A 24482-nucleotide genomic window follows, 5' to 3' on the forward strand; every position below is an offset into this window, starting at 1 on the left:
TTGTCCGTGCCTCTCAGATCAGGTCCCAGGCGAGCGGCGTGCCCTTCGCCGCGTCCCGGGTGAAGATGCGGCCGAGCACCAGGCCGATGGCGTCCGGTGCGAGTCCGCCGGTGGGCCGGATGGAGCGGACGTTGTCCTCGCTGACGACGTCACCCGCGCGGACGTCGGCGACCACGTAGAGGGAGCGGCGGAACCGCAGGCCCTCCTTCTCGGCCTCGGTCGGGCCGATGGACGTGGTGCCCAGCGCCGACCAGGCCCGTTCCGACTCGACGACGAGGCTGCCCAGCTCGGCCGGCTCGAGCGAGAAGGCGGAGTCGACGCCGCCGTCGCCGCGGTCCAGGGTCACGTGCTTCTCGATCAGGCAGGCGCCGAAGGCCACCGAGGCGATCGGCACGCCGATGCCGAGCGTGTGGTCGCTCAGGCCGACCGGCACCCGGAACGCCTCGGCCAGCACCGGGATGCGGCGCAGGTTGGTGTGCTCGGGTGGCGCCGGGTACGAGGCGGTGCAGGAGAGCACGACCAGGTCCCGGCAGCCGGCGCCGCGGGCGGCCTCGACCGCGGCCGCGATCTCCCGCACGTCGGCCATGCCGGTCGAGATGATCAGCGGCTTTCCGGTGTCCGCGCAGAGCCGGATCAGCGGCAGGTCGGTGATCTCCGACGACGCGATCTTGTACATCGGCGCGTCCAGCTTCTCCAGCAGGTCGATCGCGGTCCGGTCGAACGGGCTGGAGAACGGGGTCAGGCCCCGGCTCCGGGCACGCTCGAAGATCGCCTCGTGCCACTCCCACGGGGTGTGCGCCCGCTCGTAGAGCTGGTAGAGGTACTCGTCGCCCCACAACTCGTGGTCCCCGGAGATCCGGAAGCGCGGATGCCGGACGTCCACGGTCATGGTGTCGGCCGTGTAGGTCTGGATCTTGATGGCGTGCGCGCCGGCCTCGGCGGCGGCGTCCACCAGGGCCAGCGCCCGGTCGAGCGAGCCGTTGTGGTTGCCGGACATCTCGGCCACGATGTACGGCCGCCGGCCGGCACCGATCTCCACGTCGTTGACGATCACTGCGTTTTCCCTCTTTCGGTCCACACCACGGTCTGCGGCGTGCCGTCGATCAGTCGCTCGTACCGGCGCCGCTCGGTGAAGCCGAAGCGCCGGTGCAGCGCGAGCACCGGTGTGTTGGTGGCCAGGGTCTCCCCGCCGAGCCGGGTCAGACCCAGGTCGCCGAAGGCGTACTCCACGGCCTCCCGCTCCAGTCGCATCCAGGCCTCGAGCAGGTTCGGTCCGAGGCCCGCGACGTCGAGGTAGAAGCTCCAGGCCGGCGGGTCCGCGCGGGTGTCGAAGACGACGACGCCGGTGTCGTCGTGGATCAGCAGGTGCCGGTCCGGGTCACCGGTGACCCGTGCCCACCACCGGGCATGCTCCTCCGGCGCGATGACGTGCCGGGTCAGGCTGACCGCCCGCACGTCCGGATGGTTGCGCCAGGCGAGCACGGTGTCGCGATCGGCATCGACGGCGGCGCGCAGCACTCTTCGGATACCCCTCACGTTCACGAACGGAGGCGTCACCGTATGGGGGCCGCCTGAGCCTGTCGTGGCGTCGAGGCGAGCCTGGGGCGAACCGGAGGTGACGGCTCGGGGTCGCTACCTGCATGAGGTGGGGCGCAAATTCTCACGCCGGGCGCGCGGCGACCGATCAGGGCGGTACAGAACCGACCGGAGGAGCTGATTGATGAGCGCGTCTGAGGGGTCTCTCGCGCGCAACGACCGGCTCCTGCGGGCCTCGGGCGCCATCGCGCTGGCATCCCTGCTGTTGGTGGTCGCCGACTATCTGCATCCCTTCGGGCCGAAGCTGATCCTCTGGCTGCCGTCCTCGGCCGGGATGATCGTCGTCTTCCTGGCCTTTCTCCGCACCGCACGGACCCCGTCGCTGCCCGAGCCGACCAGGCGCTTCTGGCGCCAGCTGACCTACGCCGTCGGCTTCGTCGGCGCCGGCACCACCGCCAAGGCCATCGACGTGCTGACCGCGGACGACCCGCGCGGCCCGCAGACCGGGACGATCATGCTGGCCTGCTGCGGCGCCGCCGTGCTGTGCATCGTCTACGCCCTGTACCGGCTCCCGCTCGGCGGGCGGACCTCGGGCGAGATGCTCCGCGTCGTGCTCGACGCCGGCACCCTCATGCTGGCGGCGGCGGTCTTCGTCTGGCATTTCGTGACCCGGGACGCGCTGAGCAGCGGCGACCGCACCGCCGTCTACGTGTCCCTCTTCGTCACCGTCATCGCCCTGCTCGCCGTTTTCGCCGTTTCCAGGTTCGTGCTCGCCAGCCACCTCCTCGTCGACAACCGGGCCCTGCGGCTGATCGCGCTCGCCATGGTCGTCGGCTCGGTCGGCCCGCTGTTCCGCGGACCGTTCGAGGCGGTCGATCCGTACCTGTTCCCCGACCTGGCCAGCACGCCGATCGTCTGCTTCCTGGCCGCCTTCGCCGCGGCACGTCAGCGTGGCGCCGAACTCGGGCCGCGCCGCGGTGCCGTCGTGCCGCGACGGCGCTCGTTCAGCCTGACGCCGTACGTGGCCGTCGCCGCCGTGGACGGGCTGCTGGTCGCCGTGACGATCGGCCGCGGCACCGAGGAGACCATCGTGATCGCCGCCGCCGTGCTGATCACGGCGCTCGTGGTGCTGCGCCAGCTCACCGCGTTCCACGACAACAGCCGGCTGCTCGAACGACTCGACCACGGCGCCAAGCACGACGCCCTGACCCAGTTGCCGAACCGGGTGCTGTTCCACGCCCGGCTGCAGCGGGCCCTGACCACGCCGGGAGACCGGCCGGTGGCGGTGGCGCTGATCGACCTGGACGACTTCAAGGAGGTCAACGACACCCTCGGGCACGAGGTCGGCGACCTGCTGCTGGTCGCCGTGGCGCGGCGCCTCGCGGACTGTCTCCGGGCCGGGGACACCATCGCCCGCCTCGGCGGCGACGAGTTCGTCGTGGTGCTGGACGACGCCGACCCGGCCGCGGCGGACCTGGCCGCCGAGCGGATGATGAACGCGCTCCGCCAGCCCGTCTACGCCGACGGCCACGAACTGCCGATCCGTGCCAGCATCGGCATCGCCGACGGCCGGACCGGCGACGAGTCCTCGCTGCTGCTGCGGCACGCCGACATCGCGATGTACGCGGCGAAGAAGCTGCCCGGCACGGCGTGCCTGCACTACGACGCGAGCATGGCGGCGAACGGCACGGACCACGCACACTTCGGCGCGGAACTGCGCGAGGCCATCTCCGACGGCCAGCTCTTCCTGCTCTACCAGCCGATCGTCTCGCTGGACGACGGCCGGATCATGGGCTCCGAGGCGCTGGTCCGCTGGGCGCACCCGACCCGCGGCACGTGCGCGCCGGACACGTTCATCCCGGTCGCCGAGCGCACCGGCCTGATCGTCCCGCTGGGCCGGTGGGTGATGCGCACGGCGTTCGCCCAGCTCGCGAGCTGGATCGAGGAGCACGGCGACGCGGCGCCGGGCGTGCTGAACGTCAACGTGTCGGCCCGCGACCTGCGCGAGGCCGGATTCGCGGACGGTGTCGCGGAGCTGCTCGACGAGTTCGGCCTGGCCGCGGACCGCATCGTCCTGGAGATCACCGAGACGATGGCCCTGGAACCGGGTCAGTCGATCACCACCCTGCACCGGTTGCGGGCCCTGGGCGTGCGCGTGTCGCTGGACGACTTCGGCACCGGCCACTCGACCCTGACGCTGCTGCACGACTGCCCGATCGACGAGATCAAGCTGGACCGCTCGTTCACCCAGGCGCAGGTCGACGGCCGCCCGCCGGTCTCCGCCGCGGTGATCCACCTGGCACAGGCGCTGGGCCTGCACCCGGTCGCGGAGGGCGTCGAGACGGCCGAGCAGGCGGAGCAGCTGCTGGCGCTCGGCTACATCGCCGCGCAGGGCTACTACTTCGCCCGGCCGATGCCGGCGGAACGGTTCGGCGAGCTGCTGCGGGAGGCGGGATCGCTGATGCCGGCCCCGGCGTGGCAGGCCGCTTGATTGCCGTTGAACAACCTTTTCCATCCGCCAAGGGTTGGCGATCGGCGCGCTGGGTACCCGTTCGGACGTAGGCACTAGACCTGGAGGTCCCCGTGGGTACCGAAGACAAGATCGACAACAAGTCCGAGGAACTGACCGGCAAGGTCAAGGAGGGCGTCGGCAAGGCGACCGACGACGAGTCGCTCGAGGCCGAGGGCAAGGCGGACCAGACCAGCTCCAAGCTCAAGCAGGCCGGCGAGAACATCAAGGACGCCTTCAAGAGCTGATTTCCCGTACGGGCTCACCACGGCCCTGTGGCACCCGGCCCGGCCTCTCAACGGCGCGAGGCCGTGGCCGGGCCGCCGGGCTGTAGGTGTGGCAAAGGGCGGCCCCTGACGCGGCCGCCCTTTGCTGTGCCGTCAGGCCGTGTGAGCCAGCTCCCGCTCGTCGTCCCGGGCCGCCGGGCCGACCGCCGGGGGCGGCGGCTCGTGCGCGACCTGCGGTAGCCAGCCGAGCCAGCGGGGAAGCCACCAGTTCTTCTCGCCGAGCAGGGCCATCACCGCCGGCAGCAGTACCGCCCGGATGATGGTCGCGTCCAGCAGGACCGCCGCCGCCAGGCCGACGCCGAGCTCCTTGGTCGCGGTCAGCGGGAGGGTCGCGAAGAGGGCGAAGACCGCCACCATGACCACCGCGGCGCTGGTGATCACGCCTGCCGTGTTGCCGATGCCCTGTGACACCGCCTGCCTGGTCGGCAGGCCCCGGTCGTGCCCCTCGCGGATCCGGCTCAGGACGAAGACGTGGTAGTCCATCGACAGTCCGAACAGGATGATGAAGAGGAACAGCGGCATCCAGTTGGTGATGCCACCGCCGGACTTGAAGTCCAGCAACGACTCGAAGTGGCCGTACTGGAAGACGAAGACCAGCATCCCGTAGGCCGCCGCGACCGACAGCAGGTTGAGCACCACGCCGGTGATCGCGACCACCACCGAGCGGAACGACACCAGCAGGAGCAGGAACGCCAGCCCCAGCACGAAGCCGAACACCCACGGCAGGGACTCGTCCAGCCGCTCGTTGAAGTCCATGCTCCCGGCGGTGTCGCCGGTGACGGCCACCGTCGCGCCCGGCACCTTGCCGAAGGCATCCGGGGCCACGCTGTCCCGCAACGCCTGCACGGCGCGCTCCGACGTGCGGTCGCTGCCGTTGCCGGCCAGGCCGACCGAGACGACCGCGACCGTACCGGCCGGGTTGACCCGCACGTCGATCGGCTCGCGCAACCGGCCGGTCGCCGCCGCCGCACGGCGGAAGTCCGCGAGCGCCGCCTCGAACCGCGCGCCGCGCACCGTCGGCGCCTGCACGACCACCTCGGCCGGCACCGTCTCGCTCGGGAAGGCCTCGTTGATCTTCACGTAGGTCTGCACGATCGACGAGTTCGGCGAGACGTCCTCGATGCTCTCGCCCTTGGTACGCAGGTCGAGCATCGGCGCGGCGAGCACGCCCAGCACGCCGACGGCGAGGACCGTGGAGATCAGCGGCCGGGCCAGCACGACCCGCAGCACCGCGTTCCAGATCCGGCCGTCGTTGCGCCGCCGGTACAGGCCCGGGATCTTGAGCGCGTCGACCCGATCGCCCAGTGCCGAGAGCAGCGCGGGCAGCACGGTCAGCGAGCCGAGCACCGCGGTCGCCACCACCAGGATCGTGCCCACCGCGAAGCTGGTGAAGGTGGCGTCCTGGGTGAAGAACATGCCGGACATGGCCACGATGACGGTGAGACCGGAGATCCAGATCGACCGGCCGGACGTCTGAGCGGCGATGACCAGTGCCCGATGCGGATCGGCGCCGTTGCGGCGCTCGTCCCGCTCCCGGCGGATGTAGAACAGGCAGTAGTCGACGCCGACCGCGAGGCCGACCAGCAGCATCACGTGCATCGTCTCGTCGACGGTCGGCGCGAAGCGGCTCGCCCCCGCGAGCAGGCCGATCGCGGCGACCACGGCGGTGACGGCGAGGCCGACCGGCAGCACCGCGGCGACGACGGCACCGAACGCGACCAGCAGGATGCCGAGCGAGACCGGGATGGAGAGCATCGACAGCCGGGTCAGGCCCTCGTCGAGCGAGTCGCCGATGAGCTTGTCGCCGCTGGCGTCGCCGGCCTCCGCGACCAGCACGCCGGGATGCCGCCGCTGCACCTCCGCCACGGCGTCGAGCAGGGGCAGGACCCGGTCCTTGGCGGTCTCCGGGTCGCCGCTCATCGTGAACGGCACGAGCGTCGACCCGCCGTCGGGCGAGACGAGCGGGTCGGCGACGTCGGCGACCCCCGCCCGCCCGGTGAGGGTCTTGGTTACGTCGGCGACGGCCCGGTCCCGGTCCGCGCCCTGTACGAGGACCATCTCGCCGGCCGGCCGGACCGGGAAGCCGGCCTGCTCGACGATCCGGTCGGCCCGGCCCGACTCCCCGTGGCCCTGGTCGCTGTACGAGGCCTCGCGGGTGCCGATCTGTCCACTGACGATGGTGATGCCGACGACGAAGGCGATCCATCCGAGTATCGCCACAGTGCGATGCCGCGCACTCCACAGCGCGGCCCGAGCCGCGATTCCGGTGACGTTCTCCCTGTGCTTCATGACAACCGACGCTAGGGAGAAAGCCGCACGCTATCGATCCGGTGACCTGGCGCTTCGGTGGTAGGGCTAACCCTACGACTGCAGGTAGGCCAGCACGGCCAGGACGCGGCGGTGCTGTTCGGTGTCCGGCGCGAGGTCGAGTTTGGTGAAGATGTTGCGGACGTGCTTCTCCACCGCGCCCTCGGTCACCACGATCTTGCGGGCGATCGCCGTGTTGGAGCGGCCCTCCGCCATCAGGCCGAGGACCTCACGTTCGCGCGGGGTGAGATTGCGCAGCGGGTCGTCGCGGCGGCGCCGGACCAGCAGCTGGCCGACGACCTCGGGATCGAGCACGGTGCCGCCGCCCGCCACCCGGCGCAGCGCGTCCATGAACTCGGCGATCTCCGCGACCCGGTCCTTGAGCAGATAGCCGACCGCGCCACGGCGGTCGGCGAGCAGGTCGTCGGCGTACTCGACCTCGACGTACTGGGAGAGCACCAGCACCGGGCTGCCCGGCACCTTGCCCCGGGCCTCGACGGCGGCGCGCAGACCCTCGTCGGTGTGCGTCGGCGGCATCCTGACGTCCACGATGGACACGTCGGGCCGGTGCGTGGCGATCGCGTCGACGAGCGACGGCCCGTCGCCGACGGCCGCGACGACGGTGCAGTCGTTCTCTTCCACCAGCCGGATCAGACCCTCGCGCAACAGCACGGCGTCGTCGGCGATCACCACCCGCATGCCGACGAGCCTAGGCGCTGCTCCCCGGCTACAGGGGGAGGGCCACCGTGATGGTGGTTCCGGCGCCGGCCGGGCTCGCCACGCTCATCACGCCGCCGGCCGCCTGGACCCGGTCGGCCAGGCCCGCCAGCCCGTGCCCCTTGGCCAGGCTCGCGCCGCCGATGCCGTCGTCGGCGACAGTGATCATCAGGCCGGTCGCTGCCGGCTGCACGCTGACCCGCACCTCGGTGGCGTGGCTGTGCTTGGCGACGTTGGTGAGCGCCTCGGCCACCACGAAGTACGCGGTCGTCTCGATGGCCGGGTCGAGGCGGGAGATCGGCGGGGCGTCCAGGTCGACCGGGACCGTGCACCGGCCGGCCAGCGCGGTCAGCGCCGCCTGCAGGCCCCGGTCGACCAGGATCGGCGGCGCGATGCCGCGGGACAGCGCCCGCAGCTCGTCCAGGGTCTCCCGGGTCTGGGTGAGCGCCTCGGCGACGGTGGCCCGGGCCGCCTCGGGGTCGGTGGCGAACTGCTGCTCGGCGCGGCTCAGATCCATGGCCAGCCGGACGAGCCGCTGCTGCGGGCCGTCGTGGATGTCCCGCTCGAGGCGGCGCAGCGCGGTCGCCTCGGCCGAAACGGCCGCGGTCTTCTGCGCCTGCGCGATGTCCCGGGCCGCCTGTGCCGCGGCGACCTGCTCACGGAGCTCGTTGACGCCGCAGAGCAGGCCCCGGGCGAAGACCGCCTCGAGCAGCGTCACGCCGCGGATCACCGGGTACAGCGTGCCGGCGAAGAAGAAGCCGATCGCCATGTGGAAGATGACCCGGGTGGAGTACGCGTCGCCCAGGCCGAGCAGCATCGGCAGGTCCTCGTCGCCGGCGCCGCGCGGGATGGACCAGTCCCAGAGCGGGAAGGTCAGGCCGCCGATCGCGCCCGCCCACCAGGTGATGGCGAAGCTGAACGCGATCGTGCTGGGAATGAAGCGGAACATGCCGTGCAGCAGGTCGAGCCAGGACTGGCCGTCGCCGAGCGGGGTGAGCAGCCGGCGCACCAGGCTCGCGCCGCCGGGGGCACGCTTGTAGACCACGGGCGGCACCGGGTGGCCGAAGACCGGCCCCAGCCGGGCCCGCTCGAGGACCGCGAAGCCGCGCGCCATCATGAACGTGGCCAGCAGCACCGGCAGCCCGACCCAGATGATCAGCGTGCCGATGCCCAGGGAGAAGCCGACCGTGAAGAGCACGATCGTGATCAGGCCCAGCGGAAAGCCGATCAGGATGTACAGGGTGTCCAGCCCGAGCTGGCGGAAGAGGCGCTGAGCCAGGCTGGGGCCGAGCTCTCCCGGGGCGGGTGCGGTAGTCATGTCGTTGACGTTAGGCATCGGCGGCCTCCCAACCGATCCCGCTGTCCGCCCAGTCGACAGTAGGGTTAACCCGACCCCCCGCTCAACCCTCGGCGATGAGCGCGGTCAGGTCCGCCGTCCGCTGGGGTGTCCAGCCGTCCGGCGGTGCGATGTCGGCCCAGGCGGCCACCGGCTCCGCGCCGTAGCTGTGCCCGTGCCCGGCCGGCACCCCGGTTGAGAACGCCATGTCCGCGGTCACCTGCCAGAACGTCACCAGCGGGTACCACCGGATATCGGGCGACACGTCGGCGCCCCGCGGCTCCTCCAGCCAGTCGGGGCGGCTCGCCATCAGCCCCGGTCCCCACCACACGATCGGATCCGAGGGGTGCTGGAGGTACACGACCCGCGGCGGCGACCACGTCGTCGCCGGCCGGTCCAGGTCGGTCGCCGGATCACGGGCGAAACGGATCGTGGCGCCGTTCTCGTAGGTGGGCAGGATCTCCGGGCTGCCCGGGTCCCGGTCGGCGACGAACTCCCGCCACAGCTCGTTGCGGTTGGGCGGGCCGACGAGCAGCATCCCGTCGACCCGGTTGCGGATGTCGTCGGCGCCGCTGAACGCCGACTCGGCGCCGAACGAGCCGAGGCTCTCGCCGAACAGCAGCAGCTTCGGCCGCTGGCCCAGCGGCAGCTTCGACCAGGCTCCGTAGACCGCGTTGAACAGGTCCCGCCCGGCCTCCCGGGCGCGTTCCTTGTCGACCAGGAAGGAGAGCCAGCTCGGCAGGTAGGAGTACTGGAGTGCGACCATGGCCGAGTCGCCGTTGTACATGTACTCCACCGGGTCTACGCCGCCCGAGTCGACCCAGCCCGTGCCGGTGGTGGTGATCACCAGGAGGACCTCGCGGTCGAACGCGCCGGTGCGCTGCAACTCCGCCACGGCGAGCGCGGCCCGTTCCCGCGAGGTCGGCGCGGAGTCCAGGCCGGCGTACACCCGGATCGGCTGATCGACGCCGAGGCCGCCGAAGCCCCTCAGCTGCTCCGCGCTGGGTCCGCCGGCGACGAAGTTGCGACCCTGCTTGCCCAGTGAGGCCCAGGACACCAGCGAACCGGGGCCACCGGAGCGCAGCGGATCGTCCGGCTGGGTGACGTCGGGCTCGGTCTCGGCGTTGATCGCCTTGAAGCTGTTGTCGGTGACGGCGAAGAACCCGTCGAGCACCACGCCGTTGAGCACGCCGAACGCGAGCAGGATCACCGCCAGGCCGGCGATCACCCGGGCGGTCGACGCGGGGATCACCCGCCCGAGCAGCCGGCCGGCGCCGCGGGCCAGGTGCCGCAGCAGCCGCATCAGGCCGACCAGCCCGGCGCCGAGGAGCAGGGCGACCGGGATGACGAGGAGATAGCCGGGCCGCGCCGGCGCGTCGACGCCCATCATCTCGTGGATGTCCCGCTGCCAGGCGGCGCCCAGGTAGAGGAAGATCAGCACGGCGACCGCGGAGACGGCGGCCAGGATCCGCCAGGCCATCCGGCCGGGGCGGGGCATCGGTCGGTTGAGCAGCTTGCCGGTCAGCCACACCGCCAGCACGCCGAGCCCGTACCCGATGGCCGCGGAGATGCCGCCGACGACGCCCTGCAACCCGGGCCCGCGAGGCAGCAGCGACGGGGTCAGCGACAGGCAGAAGCAGGTCACCGCGCCGAGCAGGCCGACGAAGCCGTAGTGCCGGCGGTGCAGCAGCCGCCGCCACCAGCCGGGCCGCGGCTCCCGCGGTTGCTCCGGCTCCGGGGGTGCTTCCGGCCGCGAGGTCGTGGTTGTCATCTCCGGTACGCCCTCTCCATCGCTAGCCATCGATGTCACACCGCCAGGCCGGCGGCGACCAGGACGCCGAGGCCGTTGACCGCCCAGTGCAGGCCGATCGGGGCCAGCAGGCTGCCGCTGCGCCGGCGCAGCTCGCAGAAGAGCAGTCCGGCCGTCCCGGTGAACAGCACGGCACCGGTGACGGCCAGGGCCTGCCCGGCCGGGCCCGAACCGACCAGGTTGCTCACGGCCGGATTGACCCGGTTGAGGCGCAGCGACGGCAGCACGTGCCAGAGCCCGAAGAGCGCGGACGACACCAGCGTCGCCGGGGTGGCACCCCACTGTTTGTGCAGCAGCCCCCAGAGCACCCCGCGGAAGGCGACCTCCTCGAACAGGATCGTGCCGAGCGGGATCACCACAAACGCGGTCACCAGCGCGGTGCCCATGCTCGAGCGGTACCGCTCGTCGAGGAACGCGGCCCGGGTGGCGGGCAGCGCGGCGGCGACCAGGTAGACCGCGGCGACCGCCGCGATGCAGACCAGCGCGTACGCCGCGCCGCGCCGCCAGGACCGGCGGCCCAGGCCGACGTCGTCGGCGTCGAGCCCGGCGAGGCGGGCCAGGAGCAGCAGCAACACGGCGCCGAGCGGCCCGGCGACGAGCATTCCTCCGTGCGGCCCGAAACGCCCGACGACGGCGACCGTCATCATGAGCCCGACCGTCAGGACCAGGGCCCGCGACGGTGGCACCCAGCGGATCCACGGCTCGGCGGTCACGTGTCGATCATCACCGCCACCGCACCCCGCCCGCCTCACCCGTGGCGGATGGGACGGGTAAGCTCATTACCGTATTTTCCCCTGAAAGCCGAAGGATAGGGAGCGATGAGGAGTGACCTGTACTCGGTGGAACAGGTGGCAGAGCTGCTGGGGCTGCACGTGCGGACGGTCCGCAACTACGTCCGCGACGGCCGGCTCAAGGCGGTCAAGATCGGCAAGCAGTACCGGATAACCCAGGCCGATCTGGCGGCCCTGACCGGCGAGCCGGCCGCCGCGGTCCCCGGGCGGCGGCACGTCGAGGTGTCCAGCATCGTGCAGATCGACGGGATCGGCGCGGCCGCGGCGAGCCGGCTCAGCACCCTGCTGACCGCCGGCGCGCAGGCACCCCGGGACTCCCCGGAGCCGCTGCGCATCCAGACGATCCACGACGAGGGCCGCTACCGGATGAAGATCGTGATCCTGGGTGGCCCCGCGGCCACCGCCGACATCGTGCGGCTGGTTGGCGACCTGCTCGGCCCGGGAAACGGCCTGCTCGACAAGGAGGAAGACGATGAGTGACCAGGTGCTCGAGCGAAACGGCGTGCCGGTGCTGGTCTGCGCCGCGGACGGTCCGGTGCTCGCCGGGGTGCAGGACGCCCTCGACCTCATCGGCGCGGCGTTCACCCGCTCCGACGTGGTCGCCCTGCCGGCGTCGCGGCTGGGCGACGACTTCTTCGAGCTGCGCACCGGCCTGGCCGGCGAGGTCATGCAGAAGTTCGTGAACTACCAGATCCGGCTGGCGATCGTCGGCGACATCACCGAGCGGCTGGAGGCCAGCGCCTCACTGAAGGCCCTGGTACACGAGTCGAACCGGGGCCGGCACATCTGGTTCGTGCCCGACCTTCCCGCCCTCGACGCCCACCTCGGCTAATAGAGCTCGTAGACGGTCACCGGGCCGCTGGTGTAGCGGGGCCGCGCCAGCTCGTCCAGGGCCGGCGCGACCGCGCCGGCACGGGCGTCGGCGAAGAGCCACCGCACGCCGTACTCCTCGCGCAGGCGGGCCAGGTCGGCCGGGTCCGGGGCGGTGAACGCCCGCTGGTTCAGGGCGTACCGGCCCGGGTCCGGCGGCGGCTGCAGCGCGTACGACACGCCGCCGGCGCCGTGGGCCGCGACCGCGGCGTCGGAGTAGCCCCAGCTCTCCACGAGCGTGCGGCGGCCGCCGAGCCCGGCAACCCAGAACGCCCGGGAGTCGCACGGCCGGCTCTGAGCGATCGCCATGCAGTGCACGTTCGTCGCCACCACGTCGTCGTTGCCGGCGTGCTCGTCCAGCCACAGCGCGGCCCGCATCTCCTCCTGGCTGATCAGGCGGGATGCCAGCGGCTGAGCGCGCCCGGTCCCGTCGGCGTCGTGCCACAACGTTTCGGTGTGCCTCACGAGTCCGGCCGCCAGGCTCGCGCCGAGCACCGCGGCGGTGCCGGCCGTCACCAGGACCCGGAGCCGGCGTCGCAGGGCCAGCACCAGGACCGCGGCCGCCAGCACGAAACCGAGCGTCCGGAGCACCGGCACGGCGAGCGTCCAGGCCCAGGCGCCCATCGCGGCCGGCGCCGGTGCGGTCACCGCCGGCGCGAGTATCGCCCAGAGGGCGCCCGCCACCAGCCCACCCAGCGGCACCCACCATCGGCGGGTCCGCTCGGCGAGCATCCGGACCGTCAGCACCACGCCGAACGGCGCGGCGCAGAGGAAGAAGTAGAGCTGGCTGGCCGAGGGGTGCCAGAACATCCAGGCCGCGCCGGCCCCGGCGACCACCATCCCGCCCAGCAGCCAGGCCACCGGGTCCGGGCGCCGCCCCAGGGACAGCACGCCGAGCAGCCGCGGCGACTGCATCAGCAGCCACCAGGCGACGAGCCAGGCGATGAACCAGCCGCCCGCAACGCCGGCGCCCTGCACGCCGGGGGCGATCAGCCCGTCCGGCACGATGCCGTCGCCGACGCCCAGCGTCATGCCGTACGGCTCCATCCAGCGCAGCACGCTCAGCGGCTGCACGCCCAGCGCTCCCGCTCCCCCACCGGCGAAGAGGCGGGCGCCGAAGAGCATCGCGGCGACCAGGGCGGCGAGCAGCCCGGCCACCGCGCGCGGGAACCGCCGGTCGCGCACCCAGACGACCAGGCCGGCCAGCGCCAGGCCGGCGATCAGCGGCGGCAGCGCGCTGGACTTGGCGCCCGCGCAGGCGAGCGCCAGCGGGGGCGCGACGAACCACGCCGGGCCGAGTCGCCGCCCGCGCAGCAGGTCGATCACGATCGCCACGAGCAGACCCAGCAACGGCATCGCGTACGTCTGCGACGGGCTGGCGAACGAGAGCGCACTCCCGCCGTCCGCCTCGATCGGCGCGCCGAGGGTGAGCGGCAGCCCCAGGAGTGCGACGCCGCCGGCCAGCGGCCCGGCCCACCACCTGGCGCTGACCTCGCGCGCCAGCGCCGCGAAGACGAGCACCGCGATCGCGCCGATCGGCACCATCCAGAGCCGCAGTATGACGGTCGCCGGCGGGATCCCGGTGATCATGCTGGCCGCGGCCATGTCGGCGTCGGACAGGTAGTGGTAGCGCAGGGTCTCACCGGCGAGTTGCGGCACCTCGAAGGGCATCGAGCGGGTCATCTCGTGCACGAGCGCGAGGTGGTACATCAGGTCCTGGTAGTAGACCGTGTCGGCGGGCGGCAACAGCGCGGTCGTCCAGGCCGCCGCGCCCCAGGCGACCACGCCGAGCAGGACCCCGCACACCAGCCACGACCAGCGCAGCGGCAGCGGCGAGGGCGCGGCGGTCCGCCAGTGCCGGCGCAGCCCGGGTACGGCGACGAAGACCGCCGACACCAGCAGCGGCCAGCCGATCAGCAGCGCCTGAAGGCCGGTGGCGGCGGCCAGCGCCCACCCCACGATCTGCACGAACAGACCGGTCGCGGCGCCGTAGCCGAGGTCCTCGGGCAGGTTGCCGCGGCTGCCCCGGACCGCCCGGTGCACAAGCGTTCCGGGCAGCACCACGCCGACGAGGAGATAGAGCCCGTAGAGCGCGATGTCCCGGGCCGGCACGTCCGCCCGGTACAGCGCGCCCGCCAGCGTCGCGGCGACGAGCGCCCAGGGCACGGCCGCGAGCAGCGAGCGCCGGGCGGCGCAGTACCCGGCGGCCGGTGCGACGGCCGGCCGGGTGAGCAGCGCCGTCACGGTAGGACTGCCGCCCGCTGCTGCGGGATCTCGGCCGCCCGGGCGTCGTCGGCGGCCGAGTCGAATCCGATGTGGAACGTCGGCCGGTCCTGCACGGTCCGGTAGATCCGGGCCACGTACTCGCCGAGCAGGCCGAGGCAGATCAGCTGCACGGCGGAGAGCAGGAGCACGGCCAGGAACAGCGAGGTCCAGCCCGGAATGACCGTGCCGTTGGCCCACACCACGACGCCGAAGACCATCAGCGCCAGGCATGCTACGAAGGAGAGCGCGCCGAGCCAGGTGGCGATCCGCAGCGGGGCGGCGGAGAAGTTCGCGGTGCTGTCCCAGGCGAGGGCGACCATCCTGCGCAGCGGGTACTTGGTCGCGCCGGCCGCGCGCCGCTCCCGGGCGTAGGCGACCTCCGCCGAGGCGAACCCGAGCGACGGCACCAGCAGCCGGTACACGGGCGCCCGCTCGGGCAGCTTCTTGAGCACCTCGACGACGTCACGGCTGAGCAGCCGGAAGTCGCCGGCCTGCGCGGGCACGTCGCCGCCGACCAGCCGGCGCATGAGCCGGTAGTACACCCCGGCCGTGTGCCGCTTGAACGCGGTGTCGGTGCTGCGATCGGAGCGGACGCCGTATACGACGTCGAGCCCCTGCTCGCGGGCCACCCGCAGCATCTCGGCGATGGTCTCCGGCGGATCCTGAAGGTCGGCGTCGATGCTGACCACCCAGTCGCCCCTGGCCCGTTGCAGGCCGGCGGTGAGCGCCGCCTGGTGCCCGCTGTTGCGGCGCAGCCGGACCAGGCGCAGCTCGGGCCAGGTGCGGCCGTGCTCGAAGAGCAGGTTTGCGGTGCGGTCGGCGCTGCCGTCGTCGACGGCCACCACCTCGTAGGCGACGCCGAGGCCGTCGAGCACCGGCCGGAGGCGTTCGACAAGCGCGGGTACCACCGCCTCCTCGTCGTACATCGGCACGACGACCGACAGAACGGTGTTCTCCACGACAGCCCCTATGCGTCGAGCGTGGTCAGCCGCGTGAACTCCCGCGGAAGGTCGAAGCCGTCCCAGATCGCGCTGAAGGTCAGCGCCGATCCGAACGGCACTATCCGGTCGACGCCGCGGCCGCCCAGGGCGAGGGCGAACGCCTTCAGCTCGGCCGGCGCGAAGCCGAAGTGGCTGAACGTCTGGTCCTGCCGGTTCATCGCGGGTACGAGGTCCTCGAGCGTGGCGACCGTTGCGAACGGGAACGCCCCCGCGCCGATCCAGCGGCGCGGCGCGGAACCGACGCCGGCCAGGGACAGCGAGGTCACCGCGTTCTCCGGGAAGGCCATCGACGTGACGGCACCGGCGGCGGCCAGCCCGTACGCGTTGATCCGCTTCTCGACCGCCATGGCCGCGTCGACGCTCCAACCGCGCTCCGCAACGACCTCGCCGAGCAGCGCGAGGAACTCCTCCGCGACGCCGGCCGGGTCGCCGCCGACCAGGAAGACGGCGCGCGGCGACGAGCAGGCGGCCTGGTCGAACCAGTAGGAGTCGTTCGCGAAGCCGGCCGCCGCCGCCCGCCGGGCCGCCGGGTCCGCCGCCCGCCAGCCGGGCACGGACAGCGCGGCCCAGGAGGTCCGGTCGGGAAAGGTCAGGTCGCGGGCCGACGGGCGCAGCGGATGCCGGCGGATCGAGTTCACGGCCTCGTCGCCGCCCCAGATCACCCGCAGGTCGCACCAGGCGCTGAGCGCCGCCGTGGTCGCGTCGTCCCGGCCGTAGGTGACCATGCGCTGGGTGCGGCCGATCACCGGGTCCGCGTCCCGCAGGGTCGCGTTGAGCGTCTCCAGGACGGTCTCCGCGGCACCGGCGGAGCGGGACGAGATGCGAACGACGTTGTGGTTGCCGGCCAGCGCGGACAGCGCCCACGAGTACACGAAGATGGTGTCCACATTGGCCGGCGGCAGGTGGAAGATGTTGCCGCGCGGGAAGACGAGCGCGTCCGGCCGTTCCAGCCGGGCCGCGGCCCGGGTCAGCTCGGCCGGCCGCAGGAAGTAGCCGAGCGAGCCGAGCTCGGGGTGCCGCCGGGCGATGGCCGGCGCGAGCAGCCTGCGCGCGAAGCGGGACAGGAAGTCGACGACCCGCGGGTCGCCGACGGTGAGCCGGTCCTGCGACGGCGCGGCGAGCTCTCCGGGGTCTCCGAACCGGAATCTCACGCTGCCTCCTCGTCGGGTGAAGCCGCGCCTGCCTGTGCCGACCGGTACGTGTCGGAGCAGCCCCGGGCCTCGGCGCGCGGCAGCCGGCCGAGGACGGAGAAGCGCTTGCCGGGCCAGTCGCCGTCGTCGACGCCGTGCACGACGCCGAGGTCCTCGGTGAGCAGGACGTGCCCGGGGTACGAGGTGGGCAGCGTGCTCACGACCTCGATCAGCCCCGGCTCGCCCACCGGCTGCTCCCGCCAGGTCTGCGGGTCGCGGATGACCACGTCGGCGAAGTCCGGGCAGTACAGCGACCCGCCCGACGGCCCCTCCAGGAAGATCGTGCCGATCTGCTCGACCATGCCGTAGAAGTTGTGGCTGTGCACGAGGCCGGTGTCGCGGGCCAGCCGGCGGCGGAACTCCTCCGGCGGGACGGCCCGGTCGATCAGCTTCTTCCAGCCGCCCGAGTGGATCAGGATGCCGTTGCTCAGGTCGAGCCCGTTGTCGCGGGCGACCTCGTAGAGGTGCAGCCAGACCAGGTAGGTGAAGCCGAAGATGAGGAACGGCGCGTCACCGTGCCGGGCGAGAAACTCCCGCAGCGCCGCCAGATCGGGAACGCCGTCCTCGTCGAGGGCCCAGACGTGGTCGCGCCCGAAGGTCGCCATGCCGAGCACGCCCGCGCCGCGGGCGCTGAACGAGCGCCGGTCCTTGAGCAGCGACCTGGTGTCGACCAGCAGCATCGGAAGGCGTTTCGGGCCGAGCACCGTCTGCAGGGTGGCGCCGAGCTGGCGGGTCTGCGTAGCGGCCGCGGCCCGGTCCAGGTAGATGCGGCTGACGTCGCCGGTGGTGCCGCTCGAGGTCAGCACCTTGAAGACCTCGTCGTCGGGGATGCTCTTCAGCTCGAGGTTCTTGAAGAGCCGCACCGGCAGCCACGGCAGGTCGGCGACGGCGCCGGCGCCGGCGCCGGACCAGCCCGACGCGGCGAGGATCCGGTCGTAGGGCGCGCAGCGGTCCCGGTGGTGCTCGACCAGCTCGGAGAGCTCCTTGAGCAGCAGCGCCTCGCGCTCCGGCTGGGAGCGGGTGAACGGGCTCATACGAGGGCCTCCAGGGACCGGTAGTCGATCTTCCCGGTCGGCAGGAGCGGCAGCGCGGGGATCCCGCGCACGTCCAGGCCGGAGAAGTGGGTGTCGAGGAACTCCGCCAGCTCGCCGCGGACCGAGCGGGCGGCGCCGGCGTCGGCACCCTCGACGAAGACATGCAGCCGGTCGTCGCCCGCGACGGCCGCGACCAGCCCGTGCGGTGCCAGCGCGCGCTCGATGTCGTCGAGGTTGACCCGGACGCCGAAGACCTTGCCGATCCGCTTGAGCCGCCCGGTGAGGTAGAGGAAGCCCTCGTCGTCCAGCCGGCCCAGGTCGCCGGTGCGCAGCACCCCGCCCAGGTCGTCGCCGCGGGCCAGGTCGGCGGCGCTCTCCGCGTAACCCATCATGACGTTGGGTCCGGTGTAGACGACCTCGCCGTCCGCGATCGAGAACGCGCCGCCGGGGATCGCCATGCCGGCGGACCCGAGCTTGCCGGCGAGCCGGTCCGGCGGCAGGACCGCCATCCGCGCGGTCGCCTCGGTCTGGCCGTACATGACGAAGAGCCGGCCGCCGACGGCGGCCATCCGCTGCGCGAAGTCCTCGACCAGTTCGACGCGCAGCCGGCCGCCGGCCTGGGTGAGAGTGCGCAGCGTCGGGTACCGCGCCGGGTCGAAGCGCAGCCGGCGCAGCATCTCGTACTGGTACGGCACGGCGGCGAGGGTCGTGACGCCGTAGGTGTCGACGGCACCCCAGAATTCGCGCTGCATCATTCCGCCGCGCTCGAGGACCACGGTCGCGCCGCGCAGCAGGTGGCTGTTGAGCACCGAGAGGCCGTACGTGTAGAAGAGCGGCAGCGTGGTCGGCGCGACGTCGGTGTGCGCGATGCCGAGGCTCTCGCCGATCGCCTCCGCGTTGGCCAGCACCGCCGCCCGGGAGAGCCGGACCAGCTTCGGATCGCCCGTCGACCCGCTAGTGGCGAGCAGCAGCCCCAGGTCGGGATGGGGTTCGACCGCGGGGTCGTCGCGGACCCACCAGCCGTCCGCGGCCGTGTAGCCGCGGGGCGGCGCGCCGGGCGCGCCGGTGACCAGCGCCGGCGCGAAGCGCTCGATCAGGGCGAGCAGGACGTTGCCGTCCAGGTCCGGATCGAGCACCGCGATCGGGCGGCGGGCGGCGAGGGCGCCGAGGTAGAGCGTGACCGCGGGGAGGTCCGTCGGTGTCAGCGCGAACACGACGCCGGGCGGCCGGCGCTCGAACCTCGCGGCCGCCTCGGCGACCTCATCGGGGTCCAGGACCTGGCCGGTCGCCGCGTCGACCACCCGGGCCCGGGGATGGAGCAGGTTCACAGCGTGAGTCCTCCGTCGACCCCGAGCACCTGGCCGGTCACGAACCGGGCCTGGTCGCAGAGCAGGAACGCCACCACGTCGGCGACCTCGTCGGCCTCGCCGAGACGGCCGAGGGCGGTGTCGGCGACGCGCTGCGCGCGGCCGCGTTCGTCGAGGGTGTCCAGCATGTCGGTGGCGATGAAGCCGGGCGCGACGGCGTTGACCCGGATGCCGCGCGGCCCCAGCTCCTTCGCCGCGGACCGGGCCAGGCCGCTGACCGCGGCCTTCGACGCGGCGTAGATCGCCTGACCGGCCGCGCCGGCGGTGCCGGTGATCGACGACACCAGCACGACCGCGGGGGCGCTCCCGCGGCCGAGCAGCCGGACGGCGCCCTGCAGGGTGTACGCCGCACCGACCGCGTTCACCGCGAACAGCCGCTGCACGGTGGCGTCGTCGGTCATGCCGAGCACGCCGGCCGCGTGGGTGCCGGCGTTGACCACCAGCGCGTCGAGGCGCCGGAAGTTCTCGAACGCCGTTCGCATCAGCGCCCGGCTGGTCTCCGGGTCCGCGATGTCGCCGTGCGCCGCGACCACCCGCACGCCGTACTTGCCGGCGAGCTCGGCCGCGGCCTCGGAGACGGCGTCCGCGCGGTGGCCGTGCACGACGAGATCGTGGCCCTGCCCGGCGAGCCGCCGGGCGACGGCCAGGCCGATACCGCGGGAGGCTCCCGTGACGAGAGCTACCCGTTCACTCATTGAAGTCCACCCCGTATTTACCGAGAATTCGCATTGCCTCGCCAAAGCTGGACATATTGATGACGTCGTCCGTGTCGATCATTACCGAGAATTCATCTTCGATCGACGCGACCAACGACATGTGCGCCAGCGAGTCCCACTTCTCATTGTCCTGGTAGTGCAGGTCGTCCACGGGCGAATCCGGCGGCAGATCCAGCGACGTCCGGAACGATTCACGCAGTCTCTGCAGCTCAATCACTGGTTTACTCCAAGTGCGGATGGGCGAAGGAACCCACCTTGCCCCAGCGGTCGCAACGTCGCGACAAATCGAAGCTGAACTCGACGTGAATTGCGTCTGGCATCTGGATCAGCCCCTGGAAATGACTTGCCGCGCAGTTATGCTTCCGCCTCGAGCCAATGCCCGCGCCATCTCCGGGAGCAATTAATGAGTGTGTTGAGTGGATCGTCGATCCTGGTCACCGGTGCGACCGGTTCGTTCGGCAAGGCCTTCCTGGGCCACGCGCTGGCAGACCTGGACCCGCAGCGCATCGTCGTGTTCTCCCGCGACGAGCTGAAGCAGTACGAGGTCCGCCAGATGTTCGGCGACGATCCGCGGCTGCGCTTCTTCATCGGCGACATACGCGACCGCGAGCGCCTCGAGCGCGCCATGCACGGCGTCGACCACGTCGTGCACGCCGCCGCCCTGAAGCAGGTCGACACCGCCGAGTACAACCCCTCCGAGTACGTGGCGACGAACATCAACGGGTCGCAGAACGTCATCGACGCCGCGATCAACGCCGGCGTACAGCGGGTCGTCGCGCTCTCCACGGACAAGGCGTCCAGCCCGATCAACCTGTACGGCGCCACCAAGCTGGTCGCCGACAAGCTGTTCATCGCGGGCAACCACTACGCCGCGACCCATCCGACCCGGTTCGCCGTCGTGCGGTACGGCAACGTGATGGGCAGCCGGGGCTCGGTCGTGCCGCTGTTCCGCCGGCTGAACGCCGAGGGCAGGAGCCTGCCGATCACCGACAAGCGGATGACCCGCTTCTGGATCACCCTCGACGCGGCCGTGCGGTTCGTCGTCGACTCGTTCGACGTGATGCAGGGCGGCGAGCTGTTCGTGCCGCGCATTCCGAGCATGCGCATCCTCGACCTGGTCGAGGCCGTCGCGCCGGACGCGCCGACGCACGAGATGGGCATGCGGCCGGGCGAGAAGCTGCACGAGGAGATGATCGCGGCCGACGACAGCCGCCGCACGCTGCGCTTCCCGGACCGCTACGTGGTGCAGCCGGTCGTCGCGAGCTGGGGCTATCGGACGCCGGACGGCGGCGAGCGGGTGCCGGACGGCTTCAACTACCGGTCGGACAACAACGACCTGTGGCTCGAGGTCGACGAGATGAGCGCCCTGCTCGAGGAGAAGTGATGCTGCCGTACGGGCGCCAGAACGTCACCGACGCCGACGTCGAGGCGGTGGCGGCGGCCCTGCGCAGCGACTGGCTCACCACCGGGCCGCGGGTCGGCGACTTCGAGAACGAGCTCGGGCTCGTCGCCGGCGCGCCCTGCGTCGCGGTCGTCAACGGCACCGCCGCGCTGCACACGGCGTACGCGGCGGCGCGGATCGGCGCGGGCGACGAGGTCGTCACCACGCCGATGACGTTCGTGGCGACGGCGTCGACCGCCGCCATGCTGGGCGCGACCGTGGTCTTCGCGGACGTCGAGGAGGACACCGCCAACCTGGATCCGGCGGCGGCCGAGGCCGCCGTCACGTCGCGGACCCGGGCCATCACCGCGGTCGACTACGCCGGGCACCCGGCCGAGTACGACCAGCTGCGCAAAGTCGCGGATAGCGCGGGAGCGGCGTTGATTGCCGACGCGGCGCACGCTATCGGATCGACGTACCGGGGGCGGCCGGTCGGCACCCTCGCCGACTTGACCACCTTCTCGTTCTTCCCGACTAAGAACCTGACGACCGGCGAGGGCGGTGCGGTCGCCGCCACCGTGCCCGAGCTGCTCGAACGGGCGCGCACCTTCCGCGGCGTCGGCCTGGTGCGCGACGGCGCACGCCTGCGCCACCCGGACGAGGGCGGCTGGCACCAGGAGGTGCCGGAGTTCGGCCTCAACTACCGGCTACCGGACGTGCTCTGCGCGCTGGGCAGCTCCCAGCTGCGCCGGCTGGCCGCGTTCAAGGCCCGCCGGACGGCCCTCGCAGAGCGCTACGACGACCTGCTGGCGGGGGTGCCGGGGCTGCGGCTGCCGGTCCGGCGGGCGTGGGCCGACCCGATGCGCCATCTATACCCGGTCCGGATCCAGGACGGCCGGCGGCGCGAGGTCTACGACCGGATGCGCGCGGCCGGGATCGGCGTGCAGGTCAACTACATCCCCGCGTACTGGCATCCGGCCTTCGAGGACCTCGGCTACCGGCGCGGCATGTGCCCGGTCGCCGAGCGCTTCTACGCCGAGCAGCTGTCGCTGCCGTTGTTCGTCGACCTCAGCGACTCGGACCAGGACCGGGTCGTGTACGCCCTGCGCACCATTCTGGAGAGCTGAGCCCGTGCACCACGCCAACCACTTCTACGGCCACGCCCACGTGCTGGCCGGCTACTGCGGGCTCGACCCGGACGATCCGCCGCGGATCGACGGGTACGTGCAGCACGGCTGGAACGTGGTGGACGGGCTCGGCGCGGGTACGCCGTACGTGTCCGGGCGGCCGATCTTCGTCTGGTCGGAGCAGACCCGGCGGCGCGCCTGGTCGATGGGCCGCCGGTACGCGACCGTGATCGGCGCACCCTGGCTCTACCTCCTCTCGACCTCCCCGCCCGCGGAGGCGCCGCGCGCCGGGACGATCTGGTACCCGTTCCACGGCTGGGAGGGCCAGCACGTCGCCGGCGACCACCAGCGGCTGATCGACGAGATCCTCGAGACCGAGGACGGCCCGATCACCTTCTGCCTGTACTGGCACGAGTTCCGCGACGAGCGGATCCGGCGCCGCTACGAGCGGGCCGGCCGGGTGATCTGCCACGGCTACCGCGGGCTGCGCTGGCTCGACACCGACACGAAGTTCCTGCACAACCAGCTCGCCGAGCTGCGGGCCCACCGCCGGGTGGCGTCGAACAGGCTCAGCAGCGCCGTCCTCTACGGCGCCGCCGTCGGCTGCGAGCCCGCCGTCTACGGCGACCCGATGCACCTCGACGGGGAGGTGCGGGTCACCGCCGACCGGATCCGTCGCCAGTGGCCGGAGCTGCACGGCAGTCACCCGGACCCGGCCGACGCCACCGCGTCCGCGCTGTACGAGCTCGGGGCGGGTGACCTGGCCTCGCCCGCCGAACTGCGCGCCATCCTCGGCTGGGCCGGCGCATGAGCTACGAGCTCATCGGTGGCGAGATGGCCGACTTCACGGACCGGGAGCCGGTCGACGGCGCGCTGGCGGCGTACCTGATCGGGCTGCTGCGGCCGCTCGGCGGCCGGGTGCTGGTCGCCGGGCCGCACGCGACCGCCCTGATCGACGCCCTGACCCCGTTCGCCGAGGTCACCTGCCTGGTCCGGTCCCAGCCCGACGCCGCCGCCCTGAGCGGTCGCGGCGTCACGGTGCTCTGCGGCAGCCTCGCCAAGCTCACCGGCACCGAGCGGTACGACGCGGTCGTGGCGCTCGACGGCGTCGAGCGGTTGTGCTCCGTCGAGGGCCCACAGTACGACTGGGCCGAGAGCGTGCGGGTGCTGCACCGAGTCCTGCGCCCCGGCGGCGCGCTGCTGCTGGCGGTCGAGAACGAGCTCGGGGTACACCGCCTCGTCGACCGGGCCACGGTCACCTTCGCGCACACCACCGACGCCTGGTGCCCGCTCGGCGAGTTCGGCACGAAGCCCGGCAGCCCCGCGCGGCTCGAGTCGCGGCTGGCGGCCGCGGGCCTGACCGTCGGCTGGCTCGGCGCCGCCTGGCCGCTGCCGGCCGCGCCGGAGTTCGCCGCGACCCCGGCGGCGCTGCGGGAGGAATCCTCCGGCGCGCTCAGCGCGGCCGCCGTCGCTTCCGTCGCCGCCGCCTTCGCCGGCCGGCCGGTGCTCAGCGACCCGCGGCGGCTCACGGCGGCGGCGATCCGGGCCGGGGTCGGCGCGGAGTTCGCGCCGGCCTGGCTGGTCTGTGCGTTCCGCGGCGCGGACCCCGGCCTGGCCGTCCCGCCGGTGCTGACCGGCGGCGGCCCGGCCGCCGAGCTGCCCGCGGGCCGGGTCCTCGAGGAGCTGCTCATCGGCGCGTGCCTGCGCCACGACCTGCCCGCGATCCGGCGGCTGCTGGCCGGATGGGTCGAGCGTGCGCCGGCGGCGGGCCTCGACAGCGTGCTCGTCGACGGCGACACCTACACGGTGCTCGACCCGGCCCGCGCCACCGGCGAGCCGGGCGCCGCGCTGCGGCGGTTCGCGCACACGCTGCTGGCCGGGGGCTACGCGCAGCCGTGGCCCGCGGCGGCCGACGTGCCGTCGCTCACCACGATCCTGCTGGCCGCCGCCGGCCTCGCCGACGCCGTCGGCGCCACCGGACCCGCACCGGCCGCGCCGGACTCGCTCCGGGAGCACGAGGAGCAGGTGCGGCGGCTGGAGGAACAACTGGCCGACGCGGCCGTTCGCGTCGCCTACGTCGAGACGGAACTGATCCACCGCGACGCCGAACTGCGCCGGGCGCGCCTGCAGATCGACGCGTTCAGCGGCAAGGTCGGCTACCGCATCGCCCGGCTCGGCGCCCGGGCCGCCCGCAGGGCCGTAAGAGCACTACGCCGTTCACCCCTCTTCAAGGACTGA

The 24482-nt window shown here is 72.7% G+C and carries 22 protein-coding genes; 8 read left to right on the forward strand and 14 right to left on the reverse strand.

Features of this window, described 5'->3' with window-relative positions:
* Positions 1-13 precede the first annotated feature (13 nt).
* Together pseI and AB0B58_RS13965 are read right to left on the reverse strand one after the other, a co-directional pair.
* Positions 14-1054 carry a pseudaminic acid synthase gene (gene pseI / locus AB0B58_RS13960; RefSeq protein ID WP_360222832.1) on the reverse strand — a complete coding sequence of 347 codons (1041 nt, stop codon included), beginning with the start codon at positions 1052-1054 and terminating at the stop codon, positions 14-16.
* Complete coding sequence (locus AB0B58_RS13965) at positions 1051-1518, reverse strand: GNAT family N-acetyltransferase (RefSeq protein WP_360223658.1); 468 nt, start codon at positions 1516-1518, stop codon at positions 1051-1053. The genes pseI and AB0B58_RS13965 overlap by 4 nt, the downstream gene beginning before the upstream one ends.
* Positions 1519-1720: 202 nt before the next feature.
* On the opposite strand from AB0B58_RS13965, the gene AB0B58_RS13970 reads away from it, so the two are divergent.
* Together AB0B58_RS13970 and AB0B58_RS13975 are read left to right on the forward strand one after the other, a co-directional pair.
* Complete coding sequence (locus AB0B58_RS13970) at positions 1721-4027, forward strand: EAL domain-containing protein (protein WP_360222835.1); 2307 nt, start codon at positions 1721-1723, stop codon at positions 4025-4027.
* A 92-nt stretch (positions 4028-4119) separates the two neighbouring features.
* Positions 4120-4293 carry a CsbD family protein gene (locus tag AB0B58_RS13975; protein ID WP_360222838.1) on the forward strand — a complete coding sequence of 58 codons (174 nt, stop codon included), beginning with the start codon at positions 4120-4122 and terminating at the stop codon, positions 4291-4293.
* Between the two features lie 132 nt (positions 4294-4425).
* Here the strand turns inward: AB0B58_RS13975 and AB0B58_RS13980 are convergent, their stop codons facing one another.
* The 5 genes from AB0B58_RS13980 to AB0B58_RS14000 all read right to left on the reverse strand — a co-directional run bounded on the left by AB0B58_RS13980 (position 4426) and on the right by AB0B58_RS14000 (position 11215).
* Positions 4426-6621, reverse strand: coding sequence for an MMPL family transporter (locus tag AB0B58_RS13980; protein WP_360222841.1), 2196 nt, complete (start codon positions 6619-6621; stop codon positions 4426-4428).
* A 72-nt stretch (positions 6622-6693) separates the two neighbouring features.
* Complete coding sequence (locus AB0B58_RS13985; RefSeq protein ID WP_360222845.1) at positions 6694-7338, reverse strand: response regulator transcription factor; 645 nt, start codon at positions 7336-7338, stop codon at positions 6694-6696.
* 28 nt (positions 7339-7366) lie between these two features.
* A complete protein-coding gene (locus AB0B58_RS13990) occupies positions 7367-8674 on the reverse strand; it encodes a sensor histidine kinase (RefSeq protein WP_360222848.1) in 1308 nt (435 codons plus the stop codon).
* An 82-nt stretch (positions 8675-8756) separates the two neighbouring features.
* A complete protein-coding gene (locus AB0B58_RS13995; protein WP_360222851.1) occupies positions 8757-10463 on the reverse strand; it encodes an alpha/beta-hydrolase family protein in 1707 nt (568 codons plus the stop codon).
* 35 nt (positions 10464-10498) lie between these two features.
* Positions 10499-11215: a CPBP family intramembrane glutamic endopeptidase gene (locus AB0B58_RS14000; protein WP_360222854.1), complete on the reverse strand. Its 717-nt coding sequence runs from the start codon at positions 11213-11215 to the stop codon at positions 10499-10501.
* 105 nt (positions 11216-11320) lie between these two features.
* On the opposite strand from AB0B58_RS14000, the gene AB0B58_RS14005 reads away from it, so the two are divergent.
* Both AB0B58_RS14005 and AB0B58_RS14010 read left to right on the forward strand, forming a co-directional pair.
* Complete coding sequence (locus tag AB0B58_RS14005) at positions 11321-11773, forward strand: helix-turn-helix domain-containing protein (RefSeq protein WP_360222857.1); 453 nt, start codon at positions 11321-11323, stop codon at positions 11771-11773.
* Positions 11766-12125, forward strand: a complete 360-nt coding sequence (locus tag AB0B58_RS14010) for a DUF4180 domain-containing protein (protein ID WP_360222860.1) — start codon at positions 11766-11768, stop codon at positions 12123-12125. Before AB0B58_RS14005 ends, AB0B58_RS14010 begins: the two co-directional genes overlap by 8 nt.
* Here the strand turns inward: AB0B58_RS14010 and AB0B58_RS14015 are convergent.
* Genes AB0B58_RS14015 through AB0B58_RS14045 form a run of 7 tightly spaced genes read right to left on the reverse strand, consistent with a single transcriptional unit; the run spans position 12122 to position 19950 of the window.
* A complete protein-coding gene (locus tag AB0B58_RS14015; protein ID WP_360222863.1) occupies positions 12122-14407 on the reverse strand; it encodes a hypothetical protein in 2286 nt (761 codons plus the stop codon). The two genes, AB0B58_RS14010 and AB0B58_RS14015, sit on opposite strands and share 4 nt — an antisense overlap.
* Positions 14404-15387, reverse strand: a complete 984-nt coding sequence (locus tag AB0B58_RS14020; RefSeq protein WP_360222866.1) for a glycosyltransferase family 2 protein — start codon at positions 15385-15387, stop codon at positions 14404-14406. The genes AB0B58_RS14015 and AB0B58_RS14020 overlap by 4 nt, the downstream gene beginning before the upstream one ends.
* 8 nt (positions 15388-15395) lie before the next feature.
* Positions 15396-16580, reverse strand: a complete 1185-nt coding sequence (locus AB0B58_RS14025) for an acyl-CoA reductase (protein ID WP_360222869.1) — start codon at positions 16578-16580, stop codon at positions 15396-15398.
* The gene (locus tag AB0B58_RS14030) at positions 16577-17653 is read right to left on the reverse strand and encodes an acyl-protein synthetase (RefSeq protein ID WP_360222872.1); all 1077 of its coding nucleotides are present in this window, start codon (positions 17651-17653) and stop codon (positions 16577-16579) included. The genes AB0B58_RS14025 and AB0B58_RS14030 overlap by 4 nt, the downstream gene beginning before the upstream one ends.
* On the reverse strand, positions 17650-18981 hold the full coding sequence (locus tag AB0B58_RS14035; protein WP_360222875.1) for an AMP-binding protein: 1332 nt from the start codon (positions 18979-18981) through the stop codon (positions 17650-17652). Before AB0B58_RS14035 ends, AB0B58_RS14030 begins: the two co-directional genes overlap by 4 nt.
* On the reverse strand, positions 18978-19715 hold the full coding sequence (locus AB0B58_RS14040) for an SDR family oxidoreductase (RefSeq protein ID WP_360222878.1): 738 nt from the start codon (positions 19713-19715) through the stop codon (positions 18978-18980). Before AB0B58_RS14040 ends, AB0B58_RS14035 begins: the two co-directional genes overlap by 4 nt.
* A complete protein-coding gene (locus AB0B58_RS14045; RefSeq protein ID WP_360223660.1) occupies positions 19708-19950 on the reverse strand; it encodes an acyl carrier protein in 243 nt (80 codons plus the stop codon). Before AB0B58_RS14045 ends, AB0B58_RS14040 begins: the two co-directional genes overlap by 8 nt.
* Positions 19951-20145: 195 nt before the next feature.
* Between AB0B58_RS14045 and pseB the strand changes: the two genes are divergently transcribed.
* From pseB to AB0B58_RS14065, 4 genes are read left to right on the forward strand one after another with little or no spacing between them, the layout of a single operon-like run.
* Positions 20146-21120, forward strand: coding sequence for a UDP-N-acetylglucosamine 4,6-dehydratase (inverting) (gene pseB, locus AB0B58_RS14050; RefSeq protein WP_360223662.1), 975 nt, complete (start codon positions 20146-20148; stop codon positions 21118-21120).
* Positions 21120-22244, forward strand: a complete 1125-nt coding sequence (locus AB0B58_RS14055; protein ID WP_360222881.1) for a DegT/DnrJ/EryC1/StrS family aminotransferase — start codon at positions 21120-21122, stop codon at positions 22242-22244. Before pseB ends, AB0B58_RS14055 begins: the two co-directional genes overlap by 1 nt.
* 4 nt (positions 22245-22248) lie before the next feature.
* A complete protein-coding gene (locus tag AB0B58_RS14060; RefSeq protein ID WP_360222884.1) occupies positions 22249-23055 on the forward strand; it encodes a hypothetical protein in 807 nt (268 codons plus the stop codon).
* Positions 23052-24482: a hypothetical protein gene (locus tag AB0B58_RS14065; protein WP_360222887.1), complete on the forward strand. Its 1431-nt coding sequence runs from the start codon at positions 23052-23054 to the stop codon at positions 24480-24482. The genes AB0B58_RS14060 and AB0B58_RS14065 overlap by 4 nt, the downstream gene beginning before the upstream one ends.

Origin of the sequence: Actinoplanes sp. NPDC049118, from assembly GCF_040648555.1 — a bacterium.
Classification (GTDB): domain Bacteria; phylum Actinomycetota; class Actinomycetes; order Mycobacteriales; family Micromonosporaceae; genus Actinoplanes.

Excerpts from the sequence above, each read along its gene's own strand:
- AB0B58_RS13970 (WP_360222835.1), top strand. The coding sequence starts at position 1,721 with ATGAGCGCGTCTGAGGGGTCTCTCGCGCGCAACGACCGGCTCCTGCGG.
- AB0B58_RS13980 (WP_360222841.1), bottom strand. The coding sequence starts at position 6,621 with ATGAAGCACAGGGAGAACGTCACCGGAATCGCGGCTCGGGCCGCGCTG.
- AB0B58_RS13985 (WP_360222845.1), bottom strand. The coding sequence starts at position 7,338 with ATGCGGGTGGTGATCGCCGACGACGCCGTGCTGTTGCGCGAGGGTCTG.
- AB0B58_RS13990 (WP_360222848.1), bottom strand. The coding sequence starts at position 8,674 with ATGACTACCGCACCCGCCCCGGGAGAGCTCGGCCCCAGCCTGGCTCAG.
- AB0B58_RS13995 (WP_360222851.1), bottom strand. The coding sequence starts at position 10,463 with ATGACAACCACGACCTCGCGGCCGGAAGCACCCCCGGAGCCGGAGCAA.
- AB0B58_RS14005 (WP_360222857.1), top strand. The coding sequence starts at position 11,321 with ATGAGGAGTGACCTGTACTCGGTGGAACAGGTGGCAGAGCTGCTGGGG.
- AB0B58_RS14010 (WP_360222860.1), top strand. The coding sequence starts at position 11,766 with ATGAGTGACCAGGTGCTCGAGCGAAACGGCGTGCCGGTGCTGGTCTGC.
- AB0B58_RS14030 (WP_360222872.1), bottom strand. The coding sequence starts at position 17,653 with ATGAGCCCGTTCACCCGCTCCCAGCCGGAGCGCGAGGCGCTGCTGCTC.
- AB0B58_RS14040 (WP_360222878.1), bottom strand. The coding sequence starts at position 19,715 with ATGAGTGAACGGGTAGCTCTCGTCACGGGAGCCTCCCGCGGTATCGGC.
- AB0B58_RS14055 (WP_360222881.1), top strand. The coding sequence starts at position 21,120 with ATGCTGCCGTACGGGCGCCAGAACGTCACCGACGCCGACGTCGAGGCG.
- AB0B58_RS14065 (WP_360222887.1), top strand. The coding sequence starts at position 23,052 with ATGAGCTACGAGCTCATCGGTGGCGAGATGGCCGACTTCACGGACCGG.